Origin of the sequence: Exiguobacterium sp. J17977, assembly GCF_018616375.1 — a bacterium.
Taxonomy (GTDB): Bacteria; Bacillota; Bacilli; order Exiguobacteriales; family Exiguobacteriaceae; genus Exiguobacterium; species Exiguobacterium mexicanum.
In genome coordinates, this window is the sequence record NZ_JAEQBB010000003.1 from 98,676 (window position 1) to 124,332 (window position 25,657).

At 52.3% G+C, this 25,657-nt stretch carries 30 protein-coding genes; 21 read left to right on the plus strand and 9 right to left on the minus strand.

Features of this window, described 5'->3' with window-relative positions:
* Positions 1–17: 17 nt before the first annotated feature.
* Positions 18–830 (minus strand): Cof-type HAD-IIB family hydrolase, encoded by an 813-nt coding sequence (locus KNO58_RS06645; RefSeq protein ID WP_214752430.1) that lies wholly within the window; start codon positions 828–830, stop codon positions 18–20.
* 164 nt (positions 831–994) lie between these two features.
* Here KNO58_RS06645 and KNO58_RS06650 point away from each other — a divergent pair, with 164 nt between their 5' ends.
* The 11 genes from KNO58_RS06650 to KNO58_RS06700 all read left to right on the plus strand — a co-directional run bounded on the left by KNO58_RS06650 (position 995) and on the right by KNO58_RS06700 (position 7,736).
* On the plus strand, positions 995–1,189 hold the full coding sequence (locus tag KNO58_RS06650) for a YjzD family protein (RefSeq protein ID WP_214752432.1): 195 nt from the start codon (positions 995–997) through the stop codon (positions 1,187–1,189).
* A 66-nt stretch (positions 1,190–1,255) separates the two neighbouring features.
* On the plus strand, positions 1,256–1,675 hold the full coding sequence (locus KNO58_RS06655) for a thioredoxin family protein (protein ID WP_214752434.1): 420 nt from the start codon (positions 1,256–1,258) through the stop codon (positions 1,673–1,675).
* Positions 1,672–2,454 (plus strand): phosphatidylserine decarboxylase, encoded by a 783-nt coding sequence (locus tag KNO58_RS06660; protein WP_214752436.1) that lies wholly within the window; start codon positions 1,672–1,674, stop codon positions 2,452–2,454. Before KNO58_RS06655 ends, KNO58_RS06660 begins: the two co-directional genes overlap by 4 nt.
* 128 nt (positions 2,455–2,582) lie before the next feature.
* A complete protein-coding gene (locus KNO58_RS06665) occupies positions 2,583–3,209 on the plus strand; it encodes a YqeG family HAD IIIA-type phosphatase (protein WP_021066653.1) in 627 nt (208 codons plus the stop codon).
* 134 nt (positions 3,210–3,343) lie between these two features.
* Positions 3,344–4,456, plus strand: coding sequence for a ribosome biogenesis GTPase YqeH (gene yqeH, locus KNO58_RS06670; protein ID WP_214720282.1), 1,113 nt, complete (start codon positions 3,344–3,346; stop codon positions 4,454–4,456).
* Positions 4,453–5,238 (plus strand): shikimate dehydrogenase, encoded by a 786-nt coding sequence (gene aroE / locus KNO58_RS06675; RefSeq protein WP_214752438.1) that lies wholly within the window; start codon positions 4,453–4,455, stop codon positions 5,236–5,238. The genes yqeH and aroE overlap by 4 nt, the downstream gene beginning before the upstream one ends.
* Before the next feature lie 5 nt (positions 5,239–5,243).
* Positions 5,244–5,540, plus strand: a complete 297-nt coding sequence (gene yhbY, locus KNO58_RS06680) for a ribosome assembly RNA-binding protein YhbY (RefSeq protein ID WP_034776635.1) — start codon at positions 5,244–5,246, stop codon at positions 5,538–5,540.
* A complete protein-coding gene (locus tag KNO58_RS06685) occupies positions 5,537–6,106 on the plus strand; it encodes a nicotinate-nucleotide adenylyltransferase (RefSeq protein ID WP_214752440.1) in 570 nt (189 codons plus the stop codon). The genes yhbY and KNO58_RS06685 overlap by 4 nt, the downstream gene beginning before the upstream one ends.
* A complete protein-coding gene (gene yqeK, locus KNO58_RS06690) occupies positions 6,096–6,653 on the plus strand; it encodes a bis(5'-nucleosyl)-tetraphosphatase (symmetrical) YqeK (RefSeq protein WP_214752442.1) in 558 nt (185 codons plus the stop codon). Before KNO58_RS06685 ends, yqeK begins: the two co-directional genes overlap by 11 nt.
* Before the next feature lie 10 nt (positions 6,654–6,663).
* On the plus strand, positions 6,664–7,011 hold the full coding sequence (gene rsfS, locus KNO58_RS06695) for a ribosome silencing factor (protein WP_034776639.1): 348 nt from the start codon (positions 6,664–6,666) through the stop codon (positions 7,009–7,011).
* A complete protein-coding gene (locus KNO58_RS06700; RefSeq protein ID WP_214752444.1) occupies positions 7,011–7,736 on the plus strand; it encodes a class I SAM-dependent DNA methyltransferase in 726 nt (241 codons plus the stop codon). Before rsfS ends, KNO58_RS06700 begins: the two co-directional genes overlap by 1 nt.
* A gap of 34 nt (positions 7,737–7,770) precedes the next feature.
* On the opposite strand, the gene KNO58_RS06705 is transcribed toward KNO58_RS06700, so the two are convergent.
* Entirely contained in the window at positions 7,771–8,184 is a 414-nt protein-coding gene (locus tag KNO58_RS06705; protein WP_214752446.1) for a VOC family protein, read from the minus strand.
* A gap of 154 nt (positions 8,185–8,338) precedes the next feature.
* Between KNO58_RS06705 and KNO58_RS06710 the strand changes: the two genes are divergently transcribed.
* The 5 genes from KNO58_RS06710 to nfsA all read left to right on the plus strand — a co-directional run bounded on the left by KNO58_RS06710 (position 8,339) and on the right by nfsA (position 12,769).
* Positions 8,339–8,920, plus strand: coding sequence for a DUF2238 domain-containing protein (locus tag KNO58_RS06710; RefSeq protein WP_214752448.1), 582 nt, complete (start codon positions 8,339–8,341; stop codon positions 8,918–8,920).
* A gap of 108 nt (positions 8,921–9,028) precedes the next feature.
* Complete coding sequence (locus KNO58_RS06715; protein ID WP_214752450.1) at positions 9,029–10,498, plus strand: catalase; 1,470 nt, start codon at positions 9,029–9,031, stop codon at positions 10,496–10,498.
* A 111-nt stretch (positions 10,499–10,609) separates the two neighbouring features.
* Positions 10,610–11,152, plus strand: a complete 543-nt coding sequence (locus tag KNO58_RS06720; RefSeq protein ID WP_214752452.1) for a sugar O-acetyltransferase — start codon at positions 10,610–10,612, stop codon at positions 11,150–11,152.
* Between the two features lie 327 nt (positions 11,153–11,479).
* Positions 11,480–11,953, plus strand: coding sequence for a hypothetical protein (locus tag KNO58_RS06725; RefSeq protein ID WP_214752454.1), 474 nt, complete (start codon positions 11,480–11,482; stop codon positions 11,951–11,953).
* Positions 11,954–12,019: 66 nt separating this feature from the next.
* Positions 12,020–12,769, plus strand: coding sequence for an oxygen-insensitive NADPH nitroreductase (gene nfsA, locus KNO58_RS06730; RefSeq protein ID WP_214752456.1), 750 nt, complete (start codon positions 12,020–12,022; stop codon positions 12,767–12,769).
* Between the two features lie 31 nt (positions 12,770–12,800).
* Here the strand turns inward: nfsA and KNO58_RS06735 are convergent, their stop codons facing one another.
* The 3 genes from KNO58_RS06735 to KNO58_RS06745 form a co-directional block, all read right to left on the minus strand.
* Positions 12,801–13,922, minus strand: coding sequence for a TlpA family protein disulfide reductase (locus tag KNO58_RS06735; RefSeq protein WP_214752458.1), 1,122 nt, complete (start codon positions 13,920–13,922; stop codon positions 12,801–12,803).
* A 63-nt stretch (positions 13,923–13,985) separates the two neighbouring features.
* Entirely contained in the window at positions 13,986–15,386 is a 1,401-nt protein-coding gene (locus KNO58_RS06740) for an MBL fold metallo-hydrolase (RefSeq protein WP_214752460.1), read from the minus strand.
* Positions 15,387–15,456: 70 nt separating this feature from the next.
* A complete protein-coding gene (locus KNO58_RS06745; RefSeq protein WP_214752471.1) occupies positions 15,457–15,753 on the minus strand; it encodes a rhodanese-like domain-containing protein in 297 nt (98 codons plus the stop codon).
* Positions 15,754–15,866: 113 nt separating this feature from the next.
* Between KNO58_RS06745 and KNO58_RS06750 the strand changes: the two genes are divergently transcribed.
* The 4 genes from KNO58_RS06750 (at position 15,867) to KNO58_RS06765 (ending at position 19,888) form a co-directional block, all read left to right on the plus strand.
* On the plus strand, positions 15,867–16,238 hold the full coding sequence (locus tag KNO58_RS06750; protein WP_251026133.1) for a rhodanese-like domain-containing protein: 372 nt from the start codon (positions 15,867–15,869) through the stop codon (positions 16,236–16,238).
* A gap of 40 nt (positions 16,239–16,278) precedes the next feature.
* Positions 16,279–17,058, plus strand: coding sequence for a sulfite exporter TauE/SafE family protein (locus tag KNO58_RS06755; RefSeq protein WP_214752473.1), 780 nt, complete (start codon positions 16,279–16,281; stop codon positions 17,056–17,058).
* A gap of 205 nt (positions 17,059–17,263) precedes the next feature.
* Complete coding sequence (locus tag KNO58_RS06760; RefSeq protein WP_214752475.1) at positions 17,264–19,171, plus strand: LTA synthase family protein; 1,908 nt, start codon at positions 17,264–17,266, stop codon at positions 19,169–19,171.
* A gap of 102 nt (positions 19,172–19,273) precedes the next feature.
* Positions 19,274–19,888, plus strand: a complete 615-nt coding sequence (locus KNO58_RS06765; protein WP_214752477.1) for a class I SAM-dependent methyltransferase — start codon at positions 19,274–19,276, stop codon at positions 19,886–19,888.
* Positions 19,889–19,908: 20 nt separating this feature from the next.
* Here KNO58_RS06765 and KNO58_RS06770 read toward each other — a convergent pair whose 3' ends face one another.
* From KNO58_RS06770 to KNO58_RS06785, 4 genes are all read right to left on the minus strand, one after another.
* A complete protein-coding gene (locus KNO58_RS06770; protein ID WP_214752480.1) occupies positions 19,909–20,103 on the minus strand; it encodes a hypothetical protein in 195 nt (64 codons plus the stop codon).
* 106 nt (positions 20,104–20,209) lie between these two features.
* Entirely contained in the window at positions 20,210–20,758 is a 549-nt protein-coding gene (locus KNO58_RS06775; RefSeq protein ID WP_214752482.1) for a cysteine hydrolase family protein, read from the minus strand.
* A gap of 66 nt (positions 20,759–20,824) precedes the next feature.
* Positions 20,825–21,562, minus strand: a complete 738-nt coding sequence (locus tag KNO58_RS06780; RefSeq protein WP_214752484.1) for an ABC transporter permease — start codon at positions 21,560–21,562, stop codon at positions 20,825–20,827.
* Positions 21,540–22,475, minus strand: a complete 936-nt coding sequence (locus KNO58_RS06785; RefSeq protein WP_214752486.1) for an ABC transporter ATP-binding protein — start codon at positions 22,473–22,475, stop codon at positions 21,540–21,542. The genes KNO58_RS06780 and KNO58_RS06785 overlap by 23 nt, the downstream gene beginning before the upstream one ends.
* A 335-nt stretch (positions 22,476–22,810) precedes the next feature.
* Between KNO58_RS06785 and KNO58_RS06790 the strand changes: the two genes are divergently transcribed.
* On the plus strand, positions 22,811–25,657 hold the full coding sequence (locus KNO58_RS06790; RefSeq protein WP_214752488.1) for a 2-oxoglutarate dehydrogenase E1 component: 2,847 nt from the start codon (positions 22,811–22,813) through the stop codon (positions 25,655–25,657).

Sequence of the window (25,657 nt, forward strand, 5' to 3'; positions counted from 1 at the left end):
CACAGTCGGTGTTTGGATTATGCTTTGATGCCTAGTTTCTCTTCGAGGTAGATGGCGATGCCGTCTTCCATATTCGACGCGGTCACTTCATCTGCGACGGCTTTCAACTGGCTGATGGCGTTGTCCATCGCGACGCCGGTACCGACGTAGTCGAGCATCTCGAGGTCGTTTTCCTCGTCGCCGAACGCGATGATGTTTTTACGGTTGATGCCGAGATGTTTCGACACTTCGCGCAAACCGAGCGCCTTCGACGTGTTCTGGCTCATGACTTCAATCATGTGCTCCGGCATGCGCCATTGGCGGTTCAAGACGGCCTCGGCGTGGACTTTATTCAACCGAGCGCGGACGTTGTCGACGTGCTCTTTCGTTGCGTGGATGAGGAGCGAGGTCGGCTCTTCCTGCAAGTGCTTGAGTAAGTTGCCCGATGTGACGCTGAGTGCGCGTTCGGCGTATGGGCTGTAAAACTCTTGCGGGTCTTTATGGAAGTAGACGTGATCGGTCACTTCGACGACGATGTTGTGCGCTTTCGTGTCCGACACTTCTTCAATAATCTCATGCGCCGTCTTGAGCGGGATTGGACGGTGCGTTACTGCGTATGACGGATCTTTCGGATGATGGACGAGCGCCCCGTTGAAGTTGATGAGCGGTGTCGTCAAGCCGAGCTCTTCGTAATACATGATCGAGTGGCGATGTGGGCGACCGGTCGCGATCATGACTTCATGACCGGCCTCGCGGGCCGCCTGGAGCGCACGCACGTTGCGTTCACTGATCGTCTTGTCGTCGCGCAACAACGTTCCATCCAAATCGACTGCGATTAAATAACGTGACATAGGGTTTCCTCTTTTCTACGAGTTGCTTATTTCTCAAACCGTACCATATTTCCCGTTTCGACGGAAAGAATATACAATCGAGGTCGCACATTTTACGGTAACAATGCTATACTAAGGACGTATGAATTTTTCATGAATCATCTGTGAGATGGAGGGGACTATCGATGCGTTACTTAGTCACATTGTTCTGGGCGATCTTGCTTTCGAATACAGCAATCTTTATCATTTCTGCTGTCGATGGCGTGCCGTTCAACGCGATGCTCGCGACATTCTTTGGCGTCGTCATCACGATCTTTATTGTACTCTTAGACACGCTTAACCAAGATATGGGGATTAGCGACGTCGCACAAGAGAAGTAAGACGTCTACAACCAAGCTGGCTCATATCCGAGTCAGTTCTTTTTATATTACGAGGAGGAATCGGTCATGAAAAATAGTGCCAAACGGGCGAACTTCATCACGTTCGCCATCATCGGAGTCATCATCGTTATCGGTCTCGGTTTGTTGTTCTTCTTGAACAATGCGAACGAGGAGACGGGAGTCAACGCCGTCACACCGGAGGAGCTCGAGACGAAAATCTCAGAAGAAGAGGAAGTCGTCGTCTACTTCTGGCAGACAGGTTGCGAATATTGTGAGCAAGTCAAACCGTACGTCGAGCCACTCATCGAAGAATATGACGCCGTGTCAATCAACTTGGCCGACCATAATGTCTGGACGACTTATGGCATCAACGGGACACCGACAATGATTCGTTTCCAAGACGGAAAAGAAGTCGGACGTGTCGAAGGAGCGGTCTCGGAGCAACAGTACGAGACGTTCTTTAAAAACGAGGAGGGCGCACAGTGATCAAAAGCCGCTTATATCAGACATTGTTTGAATTGAACGCGACCCCGGTCATTGCCAAGCGACTCCGTGCCTTCGCCGAATCATCAGCGAGCCGGGCTTTCATCCCGTCGTTTGCGAAAACGTATCAAATCAACGTTGATGAAGCGGCGGAACCGATTGAGGCTTATCCGAGCCTGCACGCCTTTTTCACGCGTCATTTGAAAGACGGGGCCCGGCCGATTGATGCCGACCCGAGCTCGGTCGTCTCGCCATGCGACGGGAAACTGTCCATCGTGGCCGATATTACGGTCGACAGTCGCTTTGAAGTCAAGGGTCAGTCGTACACGCTTGCCGAACTGCTCGGCTCGCAACAAGAAGCGAGACGTTACGCCGGCGGTACGGTCTGTGTCCTTTACTTGAGTCCGCGAGACTATCATCGGGTACATGTCCCGCTCGCCGGGCGTGTGCTCAGTCATTATGAACTCGGTGACCGTTCGGCGCCGGTCAACGACATCGGGTTGACGGAGACGGTCCGTCCGCTCTCACGCAACTACCGTCGCGTCACGCGCTTCGAGACGGCCGCTGGTCGATACGAGCACATCATGGTCGGTGCGTTGAACGTCAATACGATCGAATGGACGCTCGCAGGCGACCAGGCGGCCAAAGGCGAAGAGGTCGGTTACTTCTCATTCGGCTCGACCGTCATCCTTTGTTTTGAGAAAGGCCGTGTCTTCATTGATCCGGCCAAAATCGGCCCGGTTCGACTTGGAGAAGTCATCGGGACGATGCAAAACGGTTGATTTTTTAAAACTTTTTTAGGCCGACCGAACGATACACTAGTCGTTTGGTCGGTTTTCGTTTACCATAGAAGGGATATCACTACATGTATAGTAGTTGAATCGCTTTAGCTAATTGGAGGAATTTAATCGTGTTTAATCGACTTTATCCGAAACAGTTCGTCGCGTCAGTATTTGACATCGACCTTGAAGAATTGAAAGACCGTGGGGTTCGCGTCATTTTGACGGACCTTGATAATACACTCGTGGCCTGGGACGTCCCGCACGCACCAGAGCTTCTTTTGCTATGGCTTGAAAAAGTGAAATCACACGGACTCGATGTCATCGTCGTCTCGAATAACAACGAGAACCGCGTACGTACGTTCACGGAACCGCTCGGCCTTCACTATGTGGCACGTGCGAAAAAGCCGTTGCCGTCTGGATTCAAACAGGCGCTTGCGAAATATGGCTATTCGACGAAAGAAGCCATCTTCTTAGGCGATCAATTGTTCACGGACGTACTCGGCGCCAACATGGCTGGGATTCACGTCATCCACGTGCAACCGGTCGTCAAGACAGACGGACTTGTCACGAAGTTCAATCGCATGCTTGAAAAAGTCGTGTTCGCCCATATGAAACGTCGCGGAAAGTACGTGTTGATCACGAAAAAAGTTGAGGAGCTCGCCGTCGATGCGAAGCGCGCCAAAGTGGCGGTCGCTGAGAAAATCGGTGAAGCGATGCACTCGCGTTCCGAAGATTCACATAAAAAAGATGAATAAGGACCTCGAACGCACAGGAAGAAGGAGGCTGTCCATGTACGGCGCGTAAGGCGTCGGAATTAACGCTTCAGGAGTAGCGGCGAGGCGCTACAGTGAATGAAGAAGAGGCAACTTAAATGACAGCAGACAACACTATGGAAGAAACAACACGTTATTGCGCCGGTTGCGGCGTCGCCATTCAAACGGAAGACCCGACCGGTGCCGGTTATGCACCGAAATCGGCACTTGATCGCGAAATCGTCATTTGCCAACGGTGCTTCAAATTGAAGCACTACAACCAAATCCAAGACGTCGAATTGACAGATGACGACTTCTTGCGCATCTTGAACGGCATCAGTGCCAAAGAAGCGCTCGTCATCAAAATCGTCGATATCTTCGACTTCAACGGCAGCTGGTTGCCAGGGCTTCAACGCTCAGTCGGCACGAACCCCGTCCTCTTGGTCGGGAACAAAGTCGACTTATTACCGAAGTCGGTCAACCCGAACCGGATGGCCAACTGGATGAAGTCTGAAGCGAAAGAACTCGGCTTGAACCCGGTCGATGTGCACTTGATCAGTGCGAAAAAAGGGCACGGCATCGACGAGCTCGCAGAGAAAATCGAGTACTATCGTAAAGGCAAGGATGTCTATGTCGTCGGTTGTACGAACGTCGGGAAGTCGACGCTCATCAACCAAATCATCAAGCGTTTCGGAGCAGAAGACGAGGCCATCATCACGGTCAGTCATTTCCCGGGAACGACGCTCGATTTGATTGACGTCCCGCTCGACGATGATGCCAACCTGTACGACACGCCGGGGATTATCAACCGTCATCAAATGGCGCATTATGTCGATGCGAAAGATTTGAAGACAATCACCCCGAAAAAAGAGATTAAGCCACACGTGTTCCAATTGAACCCGCAGCAGACGCTCTTCTTCGGTGGACTCGCCCGTCTCGACTACATGGAAGGCAACAAGCGCTCGTTCGTTGTCTACATGTCGAACGAGTTGAAGACACACCGGACCAAGCTCGACAAAGCAGATGAACTATACGAAAACCATATCGGTAAGATGCTCAACCCGCCGAACGAGAAAACGTTGCAACTGTTGCCTCCGCTCGTGCGTCACGAGTTCAGTCTCCGTGACGGCGTCAAGACAGACATCGTCTTCAGCGGACTCGGTTGGGTCGCGATTCACGGAAAAGGTGGACGCATCGCCGCGTGGGCACCAAAAGGAGTTGCCGTCACATTACGTGAGGCGCTCGTATGAGACTGGCCGTCATCGGTCACCCGATTGCTCATTCGCTCTCTCCCGTCCTGCACGAGCAGTGGCTGAGAGCGTCTGGGCTTTTCGGGCGCTATGAGGCGCTCGACGTCACCCCGGACGAACTCGCGGACTTGTTTCAACAGATGCGTGACGGCGTCTGGGACGGTTTCAACGTCACCATCCCATACAAAGAGACGGTCATCCCGTACCTGGACGAGCTCGATCAGGCGGCCGAAGCCGCCGGTGCCGTCAACACGGTGTATAAGCGGGACGGGAAGTTGATTGGGACGAACACGGACGGGGCCGGCCTTGTCGCCGCGCTCGACCGTTGGACCGATTGGACGGGCCGTGTGCTCGTCATCGGGGCCGGCGGGGCAGCGCGCGGCATCATCAGCGCCTTGCCGACCCGTGACGTCACGGTCACGAATCGAACGATGGAGCGGGCGGAACGCCTCGCGGACGCGTTCGGCATCGAAGCGCAGGCGCTCGAGGATGTCGATATCGCACGCTATGACGTCATCATCCAGACGACATCGGTCGGCATGGACGGCGTCGATTCGCCACGATCGTTAAAAGGTTTACGACAAAACACCGTCGTTTGTGATATCATATATCGTCCACTCGTCACACCGTTTTTAAAGGAAGCCGCCAAAGCAGACGCGAAAATCGTCAACGGAACTGCCATGTTTGTCGGACAAGGCGCTCTGGCGTTTGAATATTGGACAGGTGTGAGACCGGATCAACTTGTCGGAATGAAGTTAATTGAACGCTTATTGGAGGAATAAATAGTATGTTATCAGGTAAACAAAAACGCTTTTTACGTGCCGAGGCACATCACCTCTCGCCGATTTATCAAGTCGGAAAAAATGGGGTCAGCGAAGCGATGTGCAAAGACATCAGCGACGCGCTCGAAAAACGTGAGCTCTTGAAAGTCCAAGTGCTCCAAAACTGTGCCGATACGCCGAAAGACGTAGCCGGAGAATTGGCTGAAGGCACGAAAGCCGAAGTCGTTCAAGTCATCGGAAAAGTCATCGTCTTGTACAAACAGGCGACTGAGAAAGAAAATCGCCAAATCAAACTCCCATGAGCCGCATCGGCCTGATGGGAGGCACGTTCGACCCGCCGCATCTCGGTCATTTATTGATTGCCGAACAGGCGCGCGAACAGTTGGAGCTCGATGAGGTCTGGTTTCTGCCGGCGGCGATTCCGCCGCACAAGGCGGGCTTCAGCCCGGCCAAAGACCGGATTGAAATGACCCGGCGGGCGATTGTGGATCAACCTGCGTTCAAACTGAACTTGATTGAGTTTGAACGTGACGAGCCATCGTACACGGTCGAGACGATGAGACGGTTGCGGGACTTGTATCCGAACGACACGTTCTTCTTCTTGATTGGGGCGGACTCGCTCGTATCACTCGAGAAGTGGTACGATTACGAGACACTCGTCACCCTCGTCACGTTCGGGGCCGTCGCGCGTCCAGGCAGCCGCTACCGCATCCCGAAACAGGCAGATGTGCGTACGATCGATATGCCGCAACTCGAGATCTCGTCGACCGATATCCGGGAACGGGCGAGACGGGACAAGTCGATCAAGTATCTCGTCCCGCTCGATGTCGAAACTTATATCAAGGAGCGCGACTTGTATGACGTATGAGGAAGCACAATCATTGATTGAGGCGACGTTGCCCGAGAAACGCTACATCCACACGCTCGGTGTCGTCGAGACGGCCGACCGGTTGGCCCGCTTGTACGGGGCCGATGTGGAAGCGGCGCGACTCGCGGCGATGTTGCATGACTATGCGAAATATTTGGATGCCGACATGATGCGGCAAGTCGTGATCGAGGAGAACCTCGATTCGAGCTTGCTTGAGTTCGATGACGAGCTGTTGCATGCGCCGGTCGGGGCCATCCTGTTAGACCGAGCGTACGACCTTGACCCGGCCGTCGTGTCGGCCATCAAGAACCATACGACCGGAGAACCGGGCATGTCCCGGCTCGACCAGATTTTATTCGTTGCGGACGCGATCGAACCGAATCGGTCGTATCCCGGCGTCGACTCCTTACGTGACCTCGCGGATCGTTCGCTCGAAGCGGCCGTCGTCGCGACGTTGCGCCAGACGATTGCTTATTTATTAAACAAGTCGGTGCGGATTTTCCCGCTGACGATTGAGACGTATAACCATTTTGTGAAAACACCCTAGGAGGTACAGTATGACTGTAAAAGAAGAATTAGAATTGATCGTGAAGGCCGCTGACGATAAGCGTGCCGAAGATATCGTCGTCCTCGACATGGAAGGCATCTCACCGGTCGCAGATTATTTCGTCATCTGCCACGGTAACTCAGAGAAGCAAGTCCAAGCAATCGCGCGCGAAATCAAAGACGTGGCCGGCGAGCATGAGCTCCCGCTCCACAAATTCGAAGGCATGGACTCGGCACGTTGGGTGCTCGCTGACCTCGAAAACGTCGTCGTCCATATCTTCCATCGCGATGACCGCGACTATTACAACCTTGAAAAATTGTGGGCAGATGCACCACACGTGGAAGTAGAAGTCGGCTAATGGCGTACGAAGGGTTCGCCTACGTCTACGATGAGTTGATGAAAGATGCCCCGTACGAGGACTGGGTCGCCTTCGTGCGCCGCCATGTCAAAGACGGTGCATCGCTTGCTGACGTCGGATGCGGGACGGGCTCGGCGACGATTCGCTTGGCGGAGCATTACGAGACGATCGGACTCGACTTATCCGAGTCGATGCTCGAGGTCGCCCAAGAGAAAGCGCTCGAGGCAGGCATCACGCTTCCGCTCTGGCAACAGGATATGCGGGAGCTTGAATTGCCACACCCGGTCGACGCCGTGACGATTCTCTGTGACTCGCTTTGCTATCTCGAGGACGAGGCCGATGTCATCGACACGTTCGAGGCGGTGTACGAACAATTGAAACCGGGCGGCATGTTCATCTTTGATGTGCATTCGCCGAACAAGATGCAGACGCTCTTCAATCAGAAGACGTATGCCTCGAACGGGGAAGATTGCTCGTACATCTGGTTCGCAGACCCGGGCGAAGCACCGCTCTCGGTCGTTCACGATTTGACGTTCTTCGTCGCCCTCGAGGATGGCACGTATGAGCGCGTCGAGGAGACGCATGAGCAACGGACGTATGAGCCGGGGCAGTATATGCAATGGCTCATCGGGGCCGGCTTCCATGTGAAATCGGTCACCGCTGACTTCACGGACCAAGCTCCGGGCCCGAACGCAGAACGAATCTTTTTTGTCGCCCAGAAATAAACGAGACCCCATCAATTGCGATGGGGTCTTTCGTTTACGCCTCGTGACTGAATTGCCATTGGACACCGAAACGGTCTTCGACCATGCCGTACGCCTTGCTCCAGAACGTCTCTTGGAGCGGCATGAGGATACGGCCACCGGCAGATAAAGCCTCGAATTCTCGACGGATGGCGTCGAGGTCATCGGTCACGACGGCGAGCGTGATGTTCTGGCCGAATGAGACAGGACCGTCCGGCATCGCGTCCGAAAACATGAGCGTTGTGCCATGAACGCTCAGACGGGCATGGAGCACGAGATCGGCCAGCTCGTCCGGTACCGGTTCTCCGTCCGGTCCAGGCTGGGCCGCGAACGTCATGATGTCTGGGGCGGGCTCGGCGAAGACGTCGGCATAAAACAGGACGGCGTCGCGACAGTCGCCGTTGAAATTGAGATAAGGGTTGATTGGCATGCGTGTTCCTCCTCAAATCGTTTCTTTCAGTATGAGACAAACGGGTGACGGAAGAATCCGACAAAAGCACGAATTTTCGGACAGGGTTGTTGAAACATTCACTGAAACGGGAATGGAGTAGGTGAGACATTCTTACGAAAGAAGGCGTAAGGAGATGAAACTGACTCGAGGACGTCTACTGGAATTCGGGTTCGTATTGTTCATGGCGGTCATACTCGTGACGTCAATCATCGAAGGAGAGTGGTTTGATGCGAGCGTCGCCGGGGCGGGGGTCGTGTCGGGATTGATTCCGTTCATCCTCGAGAAGACGTTCAAAACCGAGTTCGACGCCAAAATGAAAGTCGCCTATATCTTGTTCTTGTTCGCATCGCAATATTTGGGCTCGATTGTCGGCCTATATTCGAACGGCTGGTGGGACACGTTTCTGCACGTGTTGAGCGGCGTCTTCTTAGCGTTTCTCGGCTTTGACTTCTTGACTCGGCTCGATGAGGACATTCGGCTCGAGATGCCGAAACGGTTCGTCTTCGTCTATATCGTCGTCTTCTCGATGGCTGGGGCGGCGCTTTGGGAAATGTATGAATTCACCTCGGACTTGGTGTTGAACACGACGATGCAAGGCAACGGGAACGACGACACGATGGTCGACCTCGTCGCCGGATCGCTCGGGGGCATCATCGCAGCTTTGCTCGTGACCGAGATTCATCGCAAAGAACAACATAAGAAACGCAAAAATTGAAAGCGATTGCAAAACGCCCGAGCATTGCTCGAGCGTTTTATTTGTAATAATTATTATCTTTTAATATCATTAACTTTGTAAGAATGATTATAAAGAGGAGGCAATAATATGGATCAACATCGTCGTCTAACTACTAACCAAGGCGTCCCAATCGGGGATAACGCCAACTCCATCACAGCGGGTCGCCGCGGCCCGACACTTCTCGAAGATTATCAACTCATTGAAAAACTCGCCCACTTTGACCGTGAGCGCGTGCCGGAGCGGGTCGTTCATGCCCGTGGTGCCGGAGCACACGGTGTCTTCAAAGTTAAAAATAGCATGAAACGATATACGAAAGCCAAATTTTTGCAGGAAGAAGGACAAGAGACACCAATCTTCGCTCGCTTCTCAACCGTCATCCACGGTCTCGGCTCACCAGAGACGCTTCGTGACCCACGTGGATTCTCGGTCAAGTTTTACACAGAAGAAGGGAACTATGATTTCGTCGGAAACAACTTACCAGTCTTCTTTATTCGTGACGCCATCAAATTCCCGGACGTAATCCACTCACTCAAACCGGACCCACGGACGAACTTGCAAGACCCGGACCGTTTCTTTGACTTTATGTCGCTCACGCCGGAATCGACAAGCATGCTCATCCACTTGTTCAGCGATGAAGGGATTCCAGCTTCATACCGTCACATGCGCGGTTCATCGGTCCACTCATTCAAATGGGTCAACGAATACGGAAACACGGTGTACATAAAACTCCGTTGGGTCCCGAAACAAGGTATTAAAAACTTGTCGATGGAAGAAGCGGCGAAAGTGCAGGCCGAAGACTTCAACCATGCGACACGCGACTTGTTCAACGCCATCGAGGAAGGCGACTTCCCAGAATGGGATCTCTACGTCCAAATCCTCGACCCGGCCGATATGGATAACTTCGATTTCGATCCACTCGACGCGACAAAAGACTGGTTCGAAGACGTCATCCCGTATCAACTCGTCGGTACGATGACGCTTAACAAAAACGTCGACAACTATTTTGCCGAGACGGAATCGGTCGGATTCAACCCGGGCGTGCTCGTACCTGGGATTCAACCGTCTGAAGACAAGATGCTCCAAGGTCGCTTGTTCTCATATTCGGATACGCAACGTTATCGTATCGGGGCGAACTACTTGCAGCTCCCGATCAACTGCCCGTTCGCACAAGTGTCGAACAACCAGCGTGATGGGGTGATGCCGTTCAAACAACAGACGAGCCCGGTCAACTATGAACCGAACCGCTATGAGGACGCACCGAAACCGGATGCTGCTTATATCGAGACGGAGCAGCCGCTCACAGGCGTGGCCGGCCGTCAAAAAATCGAGAAGACGAACGACTTCGGTCAAGCCGGAGAAGTGTACCGTCGCTACTCGGAAGAAGAGAAGACGGCACTCGTGAACAACTTGGTGGCACACATTAAAGAAGTTCGCCATGAGAACACGGTGCTCCTCTTAATTTGCAACTTCTATCGGGCCGACCGCGACCTCGGCGCGCGTCTCTCGAAAGAATTGAACGTCGATATCACACCGTTCTTGAGTCAAGTGACAGAATAATCATTTTAAGTAGAGTCGGCAACAGCCGCTCTGCTTTTTTGCGTATAATAAAGAGCACAGGGATGGCTCGTTTTGACTAGCAGGCCCAAATCCATACGTCAGGAGGAACATATGATGAGAGAGACTATTTATTATGAACGAGGAACTGACGCTCTGAAGCGTCAAGGAAGACGTGCACAGCGGCTCGTGCAGCGCTTCAATGCATCTGAAGTCGATGATGATACGTTACGAGCGTCAATCCTCCGTGAGCTATTTGGTACAGTGGGTGAAGATCCGGTCGTTGAACACAATTTTCATTGTGACTTAGGCACTAACATTCATGTGGGAAATCGATTTTATGCAGGCTATAATTGTACGATTTTAGATATGGCTGAAGTAACAATTGGCGATGACTGCATGATTGGGCCGAACGTCGGGATTTATACGGCAGGACATGCGTTACCTTCACGTGACCGAAACAAGAGTGGGGTCGCTACGCCGATTCATATCGGCAACGATGTATGGATTGGAGGGAGTTGCGTCGTTTTGGCAGGAATAACGATTGGCGATGGTGCAGTTATCGCTGCAGGTTCCGTCGTAACGAAAGATGTTCCTCCGAACGTCGTGGTGGCTGGAAACCCAGCCAAAATCATCAAAGCGATTGAGCAAGAATGATGATGAAACAAAGAACTAATACGTTGCTGAACTAACGTTTCAACCGTTCGTCCGCTATAAACCTGGGGAGTCATAAGGTTTTTACATATACTTAGAAAACGTGGGAGAGAAAAAATGACAATATGTAGTGCTGGTTATGTGCTCGTCGCAGAGTCGGTGCGACCAGATTATATGGATAGTCGTCTCATTCCTGAAACAGTCTTGTCTATAAGTACATGTATATGCGAGCACCATCCGAACATCGACGTACTCTGGGGTATGTCAACGCAAGCCAAAGCGACATATGAGCATGAATTAAAGCTTAATCGACAAGGGAGTACCGAACTAATGGCATGGATCGATACGTATCATGAGTCTGGACAGCTTGGGTATCCACAAACGTTTCAATCGCTAGACCTGGCTCATACGTTCAAACGTCAGTTTCTCAGTCATGTGGCGGTCAAAGTGGTTGGTCTAGCATTACCGGAAGCACACATCTCTACCTTTTTAGAAGATAGTGAAATGGGTGAGAGTCCTGAACGATATGGAATCGAGCGTTTTGTCATGCGAAGAGAGAATGTGGAAACAGGTCATCTGTTAGGTTATGAGGTACTTGGTTATGAAAAGGGCATATTTCATTCCTATTTATGTAATGGTCTTGAGTCAGAGTTTGCTGAACAGTTCAAGTTTCGTTTGAATGAACATGGCTTGATTCCGACGCTTGAAGAAGCGGAACGCTATTGTACATATAGCAATCAAGAAGACGTCGAGACAGAATCTGTCCTTTGGTTACCGTGGGCGATTTTTGAGGTGGATGACTGACTAGAAGCTTTCAAAATTGTCCCGATCTTGTGGTTATGCCAAGATAGGAAAAAAGGGGGATGCTTCATGAACCAAGTCATTGAAACACTATTGAACCACCGCTCCGTTCGCTCGTTCAGGGACGAGACGTTGACCGACGAACAAATCCGGCTCATCGTCGAGAGCGCCCAGCGCGCCTCGACGTCGAGCTTTATCCAAGCCTATTCCATCATCGGGGTGACCGACCCGGAGAAGAAAGCTCGACTGGCTGAAATCGCCGGTAACCAGCAGTACGTCATCGACAACGGTCATTTCTTCGTCTTCTGCGCTGATTTATATCGACATGAGTTAATCGGTGAACTGCGGGGGGCCGACGTGAGTGCGACGCTTGAGACGGATGAGAAGTTACTTGTCGCGGTCATTGATGCCGCGCTCGCTTCGCAAAATGCTGTCGTGGCCGCTGAATCGATGGGCCTCGGCATTTGCTATATCGGCGGGATTCGCAATGATATGTTCGCTGTGAAGGAAGTACTCGGTTTGCCGGAGCGGGTATTACCACTCTTCGGACTTGCCGTCGGTGTCCCGGAGCACGTCGAAGGCCAGAAACCGCGCCTCCCGCTCGAACATATTTATCACGAGAACACATACGTCGCCGACACCGAGCAACTGAAACAAGAACTCGATGCGTATGATGCGACGATTCACGACTACTACGCGGCACGCGGGTCGAACCAACGAAGTGACACATGGACCGGACAGATGGGACGAATGCTGTCGAAACCGACTCGGCTCGACGTGAAAGACTTCTTGAAGACGCAAGGCTATTTGAAGCAATGAAAAAAACCGCCAAATTTTATTTTGGCGGTTTTCAGTTTGTCTGCGCTTTGAGCCAGGCGTGGTCGATGGCGCCGAATTGCTTGGCGACGATGACTCCATTTTCATCGAGGACGTATGTCGTCGGCATCGCCTGAATCCGATACGCATCTCCGACGATTCCTTCCTCGTCATAGACGACTTCGAATGCGTCTTCATACGGGGCGACAAATGATTCGGCATCAGCGACATCCCGTTCACTCGTCGTCGTATTGACGGCAACGATGGTCACATCGTCTTGTTCACGGGCAAACTTGGCCATGTCGGGCATCTCGGCCCGACACGGTGGGCACCACGACGCCCAGAAGTTGACGACGACCCGTTCGCCGCGCAACTCATTCAAGTTGAACGTCGTACCATCCGTCCGCTTCAGTTCGAAGTTCGGCGGTACTTGACCGATGTTCAAACCGGTCTGAGACGAACCGGCCTCGAGCCGTGGTGTCTCGTCTGGTAGGCTGGCGTTGATGATGGCGAGCACGACGATGAGACCGAGTCCGTATTGAATGGCCGTCTTGGACGGTCGTGCCACGTAGGCAGCGACGGCGATTAGAAGGAAGAACGGAATGATCCACCACAACTCGAACGTACCGGTGACGATTGATTCGAGCAACCAAATCGAAAATGCACCGATCCCCGTCCAGAGCAGTGCTCCGAGCGTCGGTGTCCGCATCCAGCGCAACGTCGCGATGAGCAGTAAGACGATGAGGGATGCCATATAGAGATGGAGCGGTTGCGGCGATGAAAGCAGTGGGAGCGTCCCATATTTCGGGACGACGAGCGTCATCGCCAACCAAAGGAACAAGGCCGAGAACAACCAATAGCCACGTAAGCTAGGTGTGAGCCGGTAGACGAAAAAAGCAATCACACCGGCGGCGATCAGGAGTGACCACGTGCCGCCGGTCGCATAAAGGGATAAGGCCAAACTACCCGTCGACGCGAGACCGAGGACGATTGCACTTCCTTTCCACGCGAGGAAACCGGCGAACCATGTGCCGAGGACGGCGTCGCGGTCTTTTTCCGATAAGCCGATTTTTTTAAAGCCAATGTAGAGCATGAGCAAGATGGCCATCATAGCCAGTAAATCGAGTCGAACGTTCAATGGACCAATCGCAATCACACAATCCCTCCTAGAGAAAAAGCGCCCAGACGAGTGGGCGCTTTCTTTGTTTGTAGTATAGCATTAGCCGATTTGCGCTGCATTGAGGACCGTCTTCATCGCACCGTAACCACCGAGGATGTTTTGGATATCCTTGTAGCCGAGTGATTGAAGCACGCTAGCAGCCATCCGTGAACGGACGCCTGACGCACAGTGGACAGCAATCGTTTGGTCTGTCGGGAGACCTTCGTGGTCGCGTGCCAATTTACCGAGGAGGATACGTTCGGCTTTCTCGTAGTGGCTCGCGTTCCATTCCGTCGCATTCCGGACGTCGAGGACGAAGACGTCACCTTTTTCAGCTGATTCGATCGCTTGTTCCGCTGTCACGTCCGTGTACGTTTCCGTCAACAGCTCTTGACCGAGCTCTTCGACTGGGACGATGAAGCGGAGTCGGTCGAGGCCGATCGATTGAAGGTCCGTCTGCACTTGTTCGACGTCTTCCGCGCTCGCGATGAGTGTGATGTCTTTGTCGAAGTTGACGAGCCAGCCGGCCCATGAGACGAATTTCGTGTTGTATGGGATGTTGATGGTGCCCGGGACGTGTCCTTTGGCGAATTCTTCCCCTTTACGTGTATCGACGACTTGAGTCTCTTCGACGAGCGTGTCGAGGCGGTCCGTGCCGACGACTTCGGGACGAGCAATCATGTTCGTCATTTGGATGCCTTCTTTGTTTACTTTCTTCATCATCGCGAAGTAGTTCGGCGGTTCTGGTTGATCCGTCGTCAACTCTTTGATGAACGCATCTTGATCAGTCATTTGAAGTGCCCAGTTCGTCGCTTTCTCGTAACCGACTGTTGATGTCGGGATGGCGCCGAGCGCTTTCCCACAGGCACTGCCGGCACCGTGGCCCGGCCAGACTTGAACGAAGTCAGGAAGCGCTTTGAACTTCTTGAGCGAGTTGAACATTTGCTCGGCACCGATAGCTGTCGTTCCTTTTACACCGGCTGCTTCTTCGAGCAGGTCAGGACGACCGATATCGCCGACGAAGACGAAGTCGCCTGTGAAGATACCCATCGGTTGTGTTTGGTTCCGGTCGTAAAGCAAGAACGAGATATGTTCTGGCGTGTGACCTGGTGTATGCATGACTTCGAGTGTGACGTTACCGACTTTGAACGTGTCACCATCTTTGACGAGTTTTGAATCGATGTCTTTCGCGAATGCATATTTCCATGACGCGTCACCTTCGTCTGAGAGGTAAGCTGTTGAACCGGTGCGTTTCGCAAGCTCGAGTGAACCTGATACGAAGTCGGCGTGGATGTGCGTCTCAGCCGTCGCGACGATCTTCATGCCTTCTTTTGCAGCTTCTTGAAGATACGGTGTGATGTTACGGGCCGGGTCGATGACGACGGCTTCGCCGGTCATTTGGCAACCGACCATATAAGATGCTTGTGCTAATTTTTGATCATAGAAATAACGTAATAACATGTGACATACCCCCTAAGAATAGTTGACTGTGAACGATTGTGATTTTTTTGACTGTATATATAGAAGAGTGTTAGACCGTTTCGCCTGTCCAGCTCATCATGCCGCCATCGACGTTGACGACATCGAAGCCGAGTGAATCGAGGTAAGCCGAAGCGTTCATGCTCCGTCCGCCTGCCGCACAGATGACGTGAATCGGTTTCGAACGATCGAGTTCATCGACTTTTGCACCGAATTCAGAGAGGGGAACGTTTTTCGCTTGCTTGATGTGGCCGCCTGCAAATTCGTCTGTCTCGCGCACATCAATCAAGTTGAGTGACTCGTCAGCTTGAAGCAACGTTTCTAATTCAGTCGTCGAAATAGTTTTCATGAGTGATAAATCTCCTTTGTGGTTCAAGAATTTTTGAAGTAAGTTTCTTTCGTTGTTTTTAATATACCCCCTGAGGTATACTGAATGCAAGAAAAAGAATCGGAGGTCAAAAATTGAAGAAAATCATGATGATTGTATCGATTTTAGTGTTGGCGACGGTCGGAATCGTTCTTTTTACGTCAAATGAGAGTGGAATTGCAAAAATCGACGTCGAAACACTACAAAACAGATTGGAAAACGAAGAAATAACCTTGTTGGACGTCCGAGAATCGACTGAATACGAGGGGGGGCATATTGAAGGAGCGGTGAATGCACCACTTTCATCATTAAATACAACCGAATTGCCTTATTCGAAAGACGAACCGATTTTTGTCATCTGTCGGAGCGGGAACCGGAGTGCCCAAGCGGCAAAGCTGTTGCAAGAACGTGGCTATACGGAGATTTATGACGTCTCAGGCGGCATGATCGCCTGGGAACAACAATAAAACTTACTTATATAGAGGATAGGGAATTGGAGGAGTTAATATGGAATTTGGATTTATTATCACCATCTTTTTAATCGGCTTTATCGGGTCGTTTATTTCGGGGATGGTCGGGATTGGTGGATCGATTATTAAATATCCGATGCTGTTGTATATTCCGCCGCTTCTCGGATTTGCGGCGTTCAGCGCCCATGAGGTTTCCGGGATTAGTGCGATTCAAGTCTTCTTCGCAACGATTGGTGGGATATATGCGTATCGGAAAGGTGGCTACTTGAACAAACAGCTCATCTTATATATGGGTGTCGCCGTCTTAATCGGAAGTTTCATCGGAGGTTACGGCTCGACGCTATTGTCGGAGAACTTGATTAACGTCGTCTACGCCATGCTCGCGACAATCGCGACAATCATGATGTTCTTACCGAAGAAGAACGTCGAGGACGTTCCGCTCGACCAAGTCATATTCAATAAACTGATTGCGGCGAGCTCGGCGTTCATTGTCGGGGTGGCAGCTGGGATTGTCGGAGCGGCGGGTGCGTTCATCTTGATGCCAATCATGCTCGTCGTGCTTCGGATTCCGACGAAGATGGCAATCGCGAGTTCGCTCGCCATCACGTTCATCTCGTCCATCGGCTCGACTGCAGGAAAAATCATCACCGACCAAATCGTATGGGAACCGGCCGTCATCATGATTATCGCCAGTTTGATTGCCGCACCGCTCGGCGCGAACGTCGGGAAAAACATGAAGACGAAGTCACTGCAGATGATTTTAGCGCTACTCATTTTAGCGAGCACAGTAAAAATTTGGATGGATATCATCGGGTGAGCGAATCACTCCTAATCGGCTACCGAGGCGACTCGGTAGTCTTTTTTGTGTAAACATTGCAATCGATTTGTTAAGTTTATGTATAGTTGTAAACGTCAATTAGTTGAATTGAGTTCAAGGGAACGTTAAAATACAGGGTATACGTCTAAAAGAGAATGAACCATTAACTAAGAATTGAATTGAATTGCATATAAGGAGTGTTTACATGAATCACACGAATCAACCGAAAGGAAGGATGGACCGATTCCGCCAGGCGGCGCTCGACTCGTTCAAGACGCACCGTCTGTTCTGGATGTTCACCATCCTGTTATGGACGAAGTCACTGATCGCGTATCAGTTCTTCTTCAACATGCCGGCCGAGAACGCGGTCCAGGCATTCATCTTGATCATCAACCCGCTCAGCTTCACGTTGTTCCTGTTCGCGTTCAGCTTCTTCTTCGGGGGGAATAAGCGGAAGTGGGCGCTATACAGCCTATATCTCGTCTCGTCGCTCATCTTGTTCGCGGATACGACATACTACCGTGAGTTCACAGACTTCTTGACCGTGCCGGTCTTGTTCCAGTCGTCGAACATGGAGACGCTCTCGTCGTCATTCCTGTCACTTCTCGAATGGAAAGACTTGCTCTTGTTAGGTGACCTCGTCGTACTTCCATTCCTATTATGGAAGATGAACGAGACGAGCCAGGCGTCACAGCGTCGCGTCTTGATCACGTTCACGGCAGCCGCAGCGATGTTCGGGTTCAACCTCGTCCTCGCCGAAACAGAGCGTCCAGAGTTACTCACGCGCTCGTTCGACCGAGAGCTGTTGGTGAAAAACTTAGGTACGTTCAACTTCCACGTCTATGATGCCATGCTTCAAACGAAGACATCGGCCCAGAAGGCGCTCGCGGACGGTTCTGAACTGGATGAAGTCGAGAACTTCACACGTCAGAACTATGCGGCTCCGGACCCGGAGATGTTCGGGAAGTATAAAGGCAAGAACGTCATCGTCGTCTCGTTCGAGTCTGCCCAAAACTTCACGCACAACATGAAAGCATCGAACGGCGAGTACATCACGCCGAACTTGAACAAACTGATTGAAGAGTCCCACTACTGGCCGAACTATTACCATACGACCGGTCAAGGGAAGACATCAGATGCCGAGTTCGCTCTCGATAACTCGCTCTACGGTCTGTCGCGTGGCGGCGTCTACTTCACGAACGCCGATAACGAATACAATGCGTTACCGGAGGTCATCAAAGATGACAACTATTACTCGGCCGTGTTCCATGCCAACAATAAATCGTTCTGGAACCGCGACCAGATGTATCAAAACATCGGTGTCGACAAGTTCTTTGACGAAGCCAGCTATGACCTCGGCAACCCTGAGGATATGACGGAGTGGGGTCTGCTCGACGATGAGTTCTTCATGCAGTCAATCCCGATGCTCGAAGAACTGCCGGAACCGTATTACGCGAAGTTCATCACGCTCACGAACCACTTCCCGTACACGATGCCGAGCGAGAAGCACGAGCTCGTCCCGAAATTCGAGACGAATTCGACGACGCTCAACAACTTCCCGCAAGCGCTCGCCTATCAGGACTATGCGCTCGGCTTGTTCATCGATGAGTTGAAGGCGAACGGTACATGGGATGACACGATTTTCGTCGTCTACGGTGACCATTATGGCATCTCGACGAACCATAACGCCGCGATGGCTGATTTGCTCGGCAAGGACGAGTTGACGCCATTCGACGTCGCCAAGCTCCAAGCGGTCCCGTTCGCGATTCACTTGCCGGGACAAGACAAAGGTGAAGTGCACGAGACGATCGGGAGTCATGTTGACATGAACCCGACGATTCAGCACTTGCTCGGAATCGACACGTCGGAGCAGGTCGGATTTGGGAATGACTTGTTCTCGAAAGAGCATTATGACCGCGCCATCTTCCGTGATGGTACGGTCGTGACGCAAGACCATCTGTTCACGCAGTCAATGTGTTATGATGCCAAGACGGGCGAAGTCGCAGAAGACGGTGAGGCGTGTACGCCACTTGAAGAAGAAGCGAACAAAATCCTTGAGATGAACGACCAGCTCATCTATTCGGATTTACTCCGCTTCAAGCAAGACCAATAATGAAGAGAGAAAAGGTTGGAGACAATCTTTTCTCTTTTTTTGTGGTCGTCGCGCCCTAGGAGGACTAAGATGAAAGCAGAGTAACTTTCCAAAGGAGAATTTATGACATTAGATTATACGGGAGAACGGGTCATCCCAGATCGCATGGACCCGCTGAACGGCTTGTTGCTCGAACATATCGCACGTTACCATTTCGCCCTGTTATATATGAACGGGCGTGTCCTCGATTTTGCGAGCGGGAGCGGGTATGGCAGTCAATTGATTGCGAAGAACTTGAAGGGGACGGTGACCGAGGTCGTCGCCGTCGACTTGTCGGAAGAAGCGACGCGCTATGCGAAAGGGCGCTATCACCACCCGAACGTCGACTATATCGTCGGCGATGTCGTCGACCGGACGTTGCCGGACAAACTCGGGACGTTCGATTGCATCGTCAGCTTCGAGACGATTGAGCATGTCACCGACTATGAGGCGTTCATGACGAACGTGTGGGACTTATTGAAACCAGGCGGGATTTTGGTGTTGTCGACACCGTTCGGTCAAGGGGTCGGGCAACCGACGAATGAGCCGTTCCATGTCCATCAGTTCACCGAGGTCGAGTTCGAGGCGCTGTTCACCCCGTTCACATCGACCGAGTTCTATTACCAGCGGGGCGTGCTCGTCGAACCGAAGCGGGGGACGCGCCATTATCCGATTGGGATCACCGTCGCGGTCAAATAAAAAAATCCCGATGCATGAGCTCATCGGGTAATGAAATAGTATAACAGGCCGAGCGCCAAGAATGAGATCGGGAAGAGGACGATATATGTCCACGACACCATCGACCAACTCTTCTTCTGGCTGTAGTCCGATTTGTCTTTTCCTAGTCCGACCATGATGGTAAAGACGAGGGCGAGCAAACAAACGAGTAACGATAATCCAATGATGAGATACATGTTGTCACATCCTTCATGGTTTCTTCATACTTTTAGCATAGCTGAAAACAAAACGAAAAAGCCTCTGAAATGTTGGGATTCTGTGTCCAACAATCAGAGGCTTTTGTCACACGTTTTGCTGATCGATATAAGTCTCGGCATCGTCAATCGGAATGCCGAGCGCCTCATGGATGACGATTAAGGCGCTGTCATTTCGTTTGTCTGTTTCAGCTGCGACACTGTCGCGCGGGACGTGAAGCTCATACTCGCGCATATAGCCGTCGTTCGCTGAGAACAAGATACAGATGTCCGAGGCGACACCGGTCAGGACGAGTGACGTGACGTCGAGCTGCCGCAACAAGATGTCGAGCTGCGTCCCGTAAAACGTCGAATGCCTTGGCTTGATGATGAAATACTCTTTCTCTTCCGGTGCGATCCGTTCAGCGATGGCGCTGCCTTTCGAGGACTCGACGTGACGGATGATGTCCTCAGTGCTATCTTTCCATTGTCCGAAGTTGTCGTTGCAATAGATGACCGGCAAGTCGTTCGCCTTGAAATGTCGTTTCAGTTTCAAAATCGGGTCGACAATCGGCTCCGTGTTTCGAAGTAGGTCCTCCCCGCCGACAAAGTCGAAATCATTGAACATATCGATGATGAGTAACGCCGTCTTTGACATCGTGGTCCCTCCATTCAAAAGTGAGTCTCACTTTATGAGGTACCACTCCGTTGACGACGTTAATCGTCATTCCGCGAACGTTTTGCTCCGGAACACGAACGCCGTGATGACGTAGAACGCGACGATATGAATCAACACATAGAACGCCGAGAACCAAATCGTCACGTCCATCGTTTCCATGAAGCCAGGGCTCTGGTAATAAATCGATAGGTCTGTATGCAAGAAGACGATCCACTTGGCGATGTCCGGTTTCCACGTGATGAGGAGTCCACCAATCATCGTCGAGAGGAAGTTCGCGAGCACGGTGAACCCGATGACGACACCGACAGACTTAAAGACGACCGAGAACATGAGCGTCAAGAAAATGACGAACACGCCGCTCGAGACACTCAGTAAGATGTTGCGGAACTGCTCAAACGTCAACGCGCCGTCGAGTGTCCAGGCGAAGCCATATGTGACGGCAAGGATGAACACGAACTGGACGAGCATGATCAAGAGCGCGGCGACGAGCTTCGAGAGTAAAATCCGGTCGCGCGAGTATGGGCTCATGAGCAAGTGCTTCAACGTATCAAATTTTAACTCGTTCCCAATCATCTCGGCCGTGAACACGATCGTGAAAATTCCGAGGAACGTCATAGCGGCCATCGTCGCATAGTTGACGAACGTTTCCGCGTCACCTGGATTATCACCGCTCCGGACGATGAAGTACGTCAAGATGATGATCCCCGTATACATGCCGAGCGCGATCAACGGTTTAATCGTGCGCCGCCACTTCATAAATTCATTGGCTAGTAATGAACGCATTGTTCGTGCCTCCTTCTTTCTTCGTCACTTTCAAGAACTGCTCCTCAAGCGTCTCGTGCTTCATGCCGATTTGATAGACGGCGATGTCACGGTCGACAAGATGTTTCAATAAGTGGGGGATATCTGTTTCCGGGCGCGGGACGATGAACGTCTCGGCCGACTGTTGAATGATTTTCACGTCATCGAACGCGTGCGCGACGACATCGAGCGCTTCGTTCATCTGTTTGCGGTCAACTTTGCAGAGGATGACGCTCTCCGTCTTCGCTTCGCCGTCGCCTTGAATCGACTTGATTTGTCCTTGGTCGATGATAGCGAACCGGTCGGTAATCAGCTCCATCTCGCTCAACAAGTGACTCGAGATGAGGATAGCGATGCCGCGATGGTCGGCCAAATGCCGTAAGTAGTTGCGCAAATCGGCGATGCCGGCCGGATCGAGCCCGTTCGTCGGTTCGTCGAGAATCAAGACTTTTGGATTATGGAGCAAGGCACGGGCAATCCCGAGGCGCTGCTTCATCCCGAGCGAGTATTGTTTCACTTTCATATCGAGCTTCGTCTCGAGTCCGACGAGAGCGCCGAGCGCGTTCAAGTCGACTTTCTTTATGCCGGGAATCAAGTTCATCGCGTGAATCAAATTCTCGCGGCCCGTCAAATATGGGTAGAAGGCCGGGTTCTCGACGATGGCTCCGATGCGACTGAGCGCTTGTTGGCGATCTGTCGAGACGTCGAACCCGTCGACGGTGACGGTTCCACGCGTTGCCGGCATAAGGCCGGTGATGATGCGGATCGTCGTCGTTTTCCCAGCGCCGTTCGGTCCGAGGAATCCGAAGATTTCTCCAGGGGTGACGTCGAAGCTGACGTTCGTCAGGACGTTCGTCTGTCCCATTTTCTTGTGTACGTTTTGTACGGATAACATAGGGTCACCTTGCTTTCGTTGAGAGTATTTTCCAACTGGATTACCGTATTATACGGGGCAGATTGAAACAAGGTTTCACCTATTTTTGAAATGTTTGAAACAAAAGCGTGATTTCACAATTTATTGATAAGGAAAACTTATCGAAATAGTATGGACGAATTGTGAATTTGAATGGGTCTTTCCATATGGAAAGGTGTAGTATGGAGAGGAGAGAAAGAGGCAAGATTTGGCTCTTTTTGCAGGACGAATCAGAAGGATGAACTGCTTCGTGCTTAATGTTAAAATGAAAGCGTTCACACATCGGACGCACAGGAACGGATAGGGGGATTTATTCAATGGGAGAGTCGTCGAACGGTCGCGAACAAGTGCAAGCATTTTATGGTCCAAACTTAGGCTACATCGTTGAATTGTACGAGCAGTATGTGGAAGACCCAGAATCAGTCGATGCGGAGACGCGTCAATACTTTGACGAACACGGGGCACCGGAAGCGAGCGCACCTGTCGCGCCGGCTGCATCGTTTGATTTAGAGAAAGTCGTGGCAGCGACACGGTTGGTCAATGATATCCGGGCACTCGGCCATAAAGCGGCCGACATCTATCCGCTCAAAGACCACCCGCGCGAGCACGGCTTATTTGCGTTTGACCGTTACGGGTTGAGTGAGGCGGACCTCGAGCAAGTCCCGGCCCACTTGTTGTCGGAAGACGTGCCGAAGCCGGGCGCGAACGCGCTCGAGCTCGTGCGTCACTTGCTTGACGTCTATACGGGCACGGTCGCGATCGAGCTCCGTCACTTGGATGACATGGAAGAGAAGCGCTGGATTCGCCGCCGCATCGAGCAAGGTGCACTCAAAGCGAAATACTCGAAGAACGAGAAAATCGAGTTGTTCCAACGCCTCGCCGAGACGGAATTGTTCGAGTCGTTCCTTCATAAGACATACGTCGGCCAAAAACGCTTCTCGATTGAAGGGCTCGACGCGATGGTGCCCCTCCTTGATGCCATGGTCGGCGGACTGATCTCGAGCGGGTCAGAACATATCAACATCGGGATGGCCCACCGCGGCCGCTTGAATGTGCTCGCGCACGTGCTCGGCAAACCGTATGAAATGATTTTCGCCGAGTTCCAGCACGCCCCGAATAAAGAATTGATCCCGTCGGAAGGATCGATTGGCATCAACTTCGGTTGGTCCGGCGACGTGAAATATCACCTCGGTCTCGACCGCAAAGTGTTAGAAGAGAAGAAAGAGGTCCGTTTGAACCTCGCCAACAACCCGAGTCACCTCGAGTTCGTCGGTTCGGTCGTCGAAGGCTATACGCGCGCCGCGCAAGACGACCGCTCAGAAAAAGGGATGGCCGTCCAACATGACGACAAAGCGGCATCGATTTTGATTCACGGGGACGCCGCGTTCCCAGGTCAAGGCATCGTCGCGGAGACGCTCAACATGACGAATTTGAAAGGCTATCGGACAGCCGGGACGGTCCACGTCATCGCCAACAACACGATCGGCTTCACGACCGACCCGAGCGACTCGCGCTCGACACGCTACGCGAGCGATATCGCCAAAGGCTATGAGATTCCAGTGTTCCACGTCAATGCGGACGATCCGGAAGCGTGTGTCGCTGTCGCCAAACTGTGCAGCGAATATCGCGCCAAGTTCCATAAAGACATCCTCGTCGACCTCGTCGGTTACCGCCGCTACGGTCACAACGAGATGGATGAGCCGATGAACACGAACCCGGTGCTCTATAAGGCCATCAAAGAACACCAATCGGTCCGTCACGTCTATGCGGACGTGCTCGAAGCGGAAGGCGTCATGTCGAAAGAAGACAAAGCGACGATCGAGCAATCGATTGAAGACCGCCTCAAATCGGCCCGCGACCTCGTCCCGGCCGAAGAAGAAGATGCCGACATCATCTTGCCGGACGCGGTCCACAAAGGCTTCCCGTTCGTCGAGACAGGCGTCGAACGTGACGTGCTCCAGCAATTGAATGATGAATTGCTCGTCTGGCCGGAAGGCTTTGGCGTGTTCCATAAGCTACAAAAAGTGCTCGACCGTCGCCGCGACGCGTTCGCGGACAACGGGAAAGTCGACTGGGGCCATGCCGAGACGCTCGCGTACGCCTCGATTATCTCGGATGGCACACCAATCCGCTTGAGCGGTCAAGATTCGGAGCGCGGTACGTTCGCGCAACGTAACATCATGTTGAACGATGTCGAGACAGGCAAGAAGTTCTCGCCGCTCCATCACTTGTCGACGGCGAACGCCTCGTTCTCGGTCCACAACAGCCCGCTCTCAGAAGGCTCGGTGCTCGGTTTCGAATACGGCTATAACGTGTTTGCCCAAGATACACTCGTGCTTTGGGAAGCCCAGTACGGCGACTTCGCCAACTCGGCCCAGGTCATGTTCGACCAGTTCATCTCGGCCGGTCGCGCCAAATGGGGACAGAAGTCAGGTCTCGTCATGCTGTTGCCGCACGGCTATGAAGGCCAAGGGCCAGAGCACTCGAGCGCCCGTATGGAGCGTTACTTGACGCTCGCCGGAGAGAAAAACTGGACGGTCGCGAACTTGTCGACGGCCGCGCAGTACTTCCACATCTTGCGTCGTCAGGCGAAGATGCTCGGCACGGAACAAGTCCGTCCGATGATCATCATGACACCGAAGAGCCTGCTCCGTCATCCGCTTGCAGCCTCATCGGTCGATGAACTGTCAGACAACAGCTTCCGCCCGATCATCGAGCAAGTCGGTCTCGGTGAGAATCCGGAGCAAGTCGAACGTCTCGTCTTCTGTTCAGGGAAGATGGCGATCGATTTGCAAGAAGCGACGATGAAGTCAGAGGAGTCACTCGACTTCCTGCACATCATCCGCGTCGAAGAAATCTATCCGTTCCCGGTCCGTGAGATCCGCGAATTGATCAGCCGCTATCCGAACGCGAAAGAGATTGTCTGGGTTCAAGAAGAACCGAAGAACATGGGGGCATGGACGTACATTGAGCCACGTCTCGAAGCGGTCACATCGAACCGTCTAAACGTTCGCTACGTTGGCCGTCGCCGTCGTTCGAGCCCGGCTGAAGGAAACCCGACAGCCCATAAACAAGAGCAAGCACGCATCATCCGTGAAGCCATTTCACGTGACGCCGTCTCGGCTGCTGCCGGAACGAGCACATACCAAAAAGATCGTAAATAA

Excerpts from the sequence above, each read along its gene's own strand:
- KNO58_RS06715 (WP_214752450.1), top strand. The coding sequence starts at position 9,029 with ATGGATCAACATCGTCGTCTAACTACTAACCAAGGCGTCCCAATCGGG.
- KNO58_RS06645 (WP_214752430.1), bottom strand. The coding sequence starts at position 830 with ATGTCACGTTATTTAATCGCAGTCGATTTGGATGGAACGTTGTTGCGC.
- KNO58_RS06700 (WP_214752444.1), top strand. The coding sequence starts at position 7,011 with ATGGCGTACGAAGGGTTCGCCTACGTCTACGATGAGTTGATGAAAGAT.
- KNO58_RS06760 (WP_214752475.1), top strand. The coding sequence starts at position 17,264 with ATGAATCACACGAATCAACCGAAAGGAAGGATGGACCGATTCCGCCAG.
- KNO58_RS06775 (WP_214752482.1), bottom strand. The coding sequence starts at position 20,758 with ATGTCAAAGACGGCGTTACTCATCATCGATATGTTCAATGATTTCGAC.
- KNO58_RS06770 (WP_214752480.1), bottom strand. The coding sequence starts at position 20,103 with ATGTATCTCATCATTGGATTATCGTTACTCGTTTGTTTGCTCGCCCTC.
- KNO58_RS06655 (WP_214752434.1), top strand. The coding sequence starts at position 1,256 with ATGAAAAATAGTGCCAAACGGGCGAACTTCATCACGTTCGCCATCATC.
- rsfS (WP_034776639.1), top strand. The coding sequence starts at position 6,664 with ATGACTGTAAAAGAAGAATTAGAATTGATCGTGAAGGCCGCTGACGAT.
- KNO58_RS06725 (WP_214752454.1), top strand. The coding sequence starts at position 11,480 with ATGGCATGGATCGATACGTATCATGAGTCTGGACAGCTTGGGTATCCA.
- KNO58_RS06685 (WP_214752440.1), top strand. The coding sequence starts at position 5,537 with ATGAGCCGCATCGGCCTGATGGGAGGCACGTTCGACCCGCCGCATCTC.
- yqeK (WP_214752442.1), top strand. The coding sequence starts at position 6,096 with ATGACGTATGAGGAAGCACAATCATTGATTGAGGCGACGTTGCCCGAG.
- KNO58_RS06785 (WP_214752486.1), bottom strand. The coding sequence starts at position 22,475 with ATGTTATCCGTACAAAACGTACACAAGAAAATGGGACAGACGAACGTC.
- KNO58_RS06765 (WP_214752477.1), top strand. The coding sequence starts at position 19,274 with ATGACATTAGATTATACGGGAGAACGGGTCATCCCAGATCGCATGGAC.
- KNO58_RS06710 (WP_214752448.1), top strand. The coding sequence starts at position 8,339 with ATGAAACTGACTCGAGGACGTCTACTGGAATTCGGGTTCGTATTGTTC.
- KNO58_RS06745 (WP_214752471.1), bottom strand. The coding sequence starts at position 15,753 with ATGAAAACTATTTCGACGACTGAATTAGAAACGTTGCTTCAAGCTGAC.
- nfsA (WP_214752456.1), top strand. The coding sequence starts at position 12,020 with ATGAACCAAGTCATTGAAACACTATTGAACCACCGCTCCGTTCGCTCG.
- yhbY (WP_034776635.1), top strand. The coding sequence starts at position 5,244 with ATGTTATCAGGTAAACAAAAACGCTTTTTACGTGCCGAGGCACATCAC.
- KNO58_RS06740 (WP_214752460.1), bottom strand. The coding sequence starts at position 15,386 with ATGTTATTACGTTATTTCTATGATCAAAAATTAGCACAAGCATCTTAT.
- yqeH (WP_214720282.1), top strand. The coding sequence starts at position 3,344 with ATGGAAGAAACAACACGTTATTGCGCCGGTTGCGGCGTCGCCATTCAA.
- KNO58_RS06720 (WP_214752452.1), top strand. The coding sequence starts at position 10,610 with ATGATGAGAGAGACTATTTATTATGAACGAGGAACTGACGCTCTGAAG.
- KNO58_RS06755 (WP_214752473.1), top strand. The coding sequence starts at position 16,279 with ATGGAATTTGGATTTATTATCACCATCTTTTTAATCGGCTTTATCGGG.
- KNO58_RS06705 (WP_214752446.1), bottom strand. The coding sequence starts at position 8,184 with ATGCCAATCAACCCTTATCTCAATTTCAACGGCGACTGTCGCGACGCC.
- KNO58_RS06780 (WP_214752484.1), bottom strand. The coding sequence starts at position 21,562 with ATGCGTTCATTACTAGCCAATGAATTTATGAAGTGGCGGCGCACGATT.
- KNO58_RS06790 (WP_214752488.1), top strand. The coding sequence starts at position 22,811 with ATGGGAGAGTCGTCGAACGGTCGCGAACAAGTGCAAGCATTTTATGGT.
- KNO58_RS06650 (WP_214752432.1), top strand. The coding sequence starts at position 995 with ATGCGTTACTTAGTCACATTGTTCTGGGCGATCTTGCTTTCGAATACA.
- aroE (WP_214752438.1), top strand. The coding sequence starts at position 4,453 with ATGAGACTGGCCGTCATCGGTCACCCGATTGCTCATTCGCTCTCTCCC.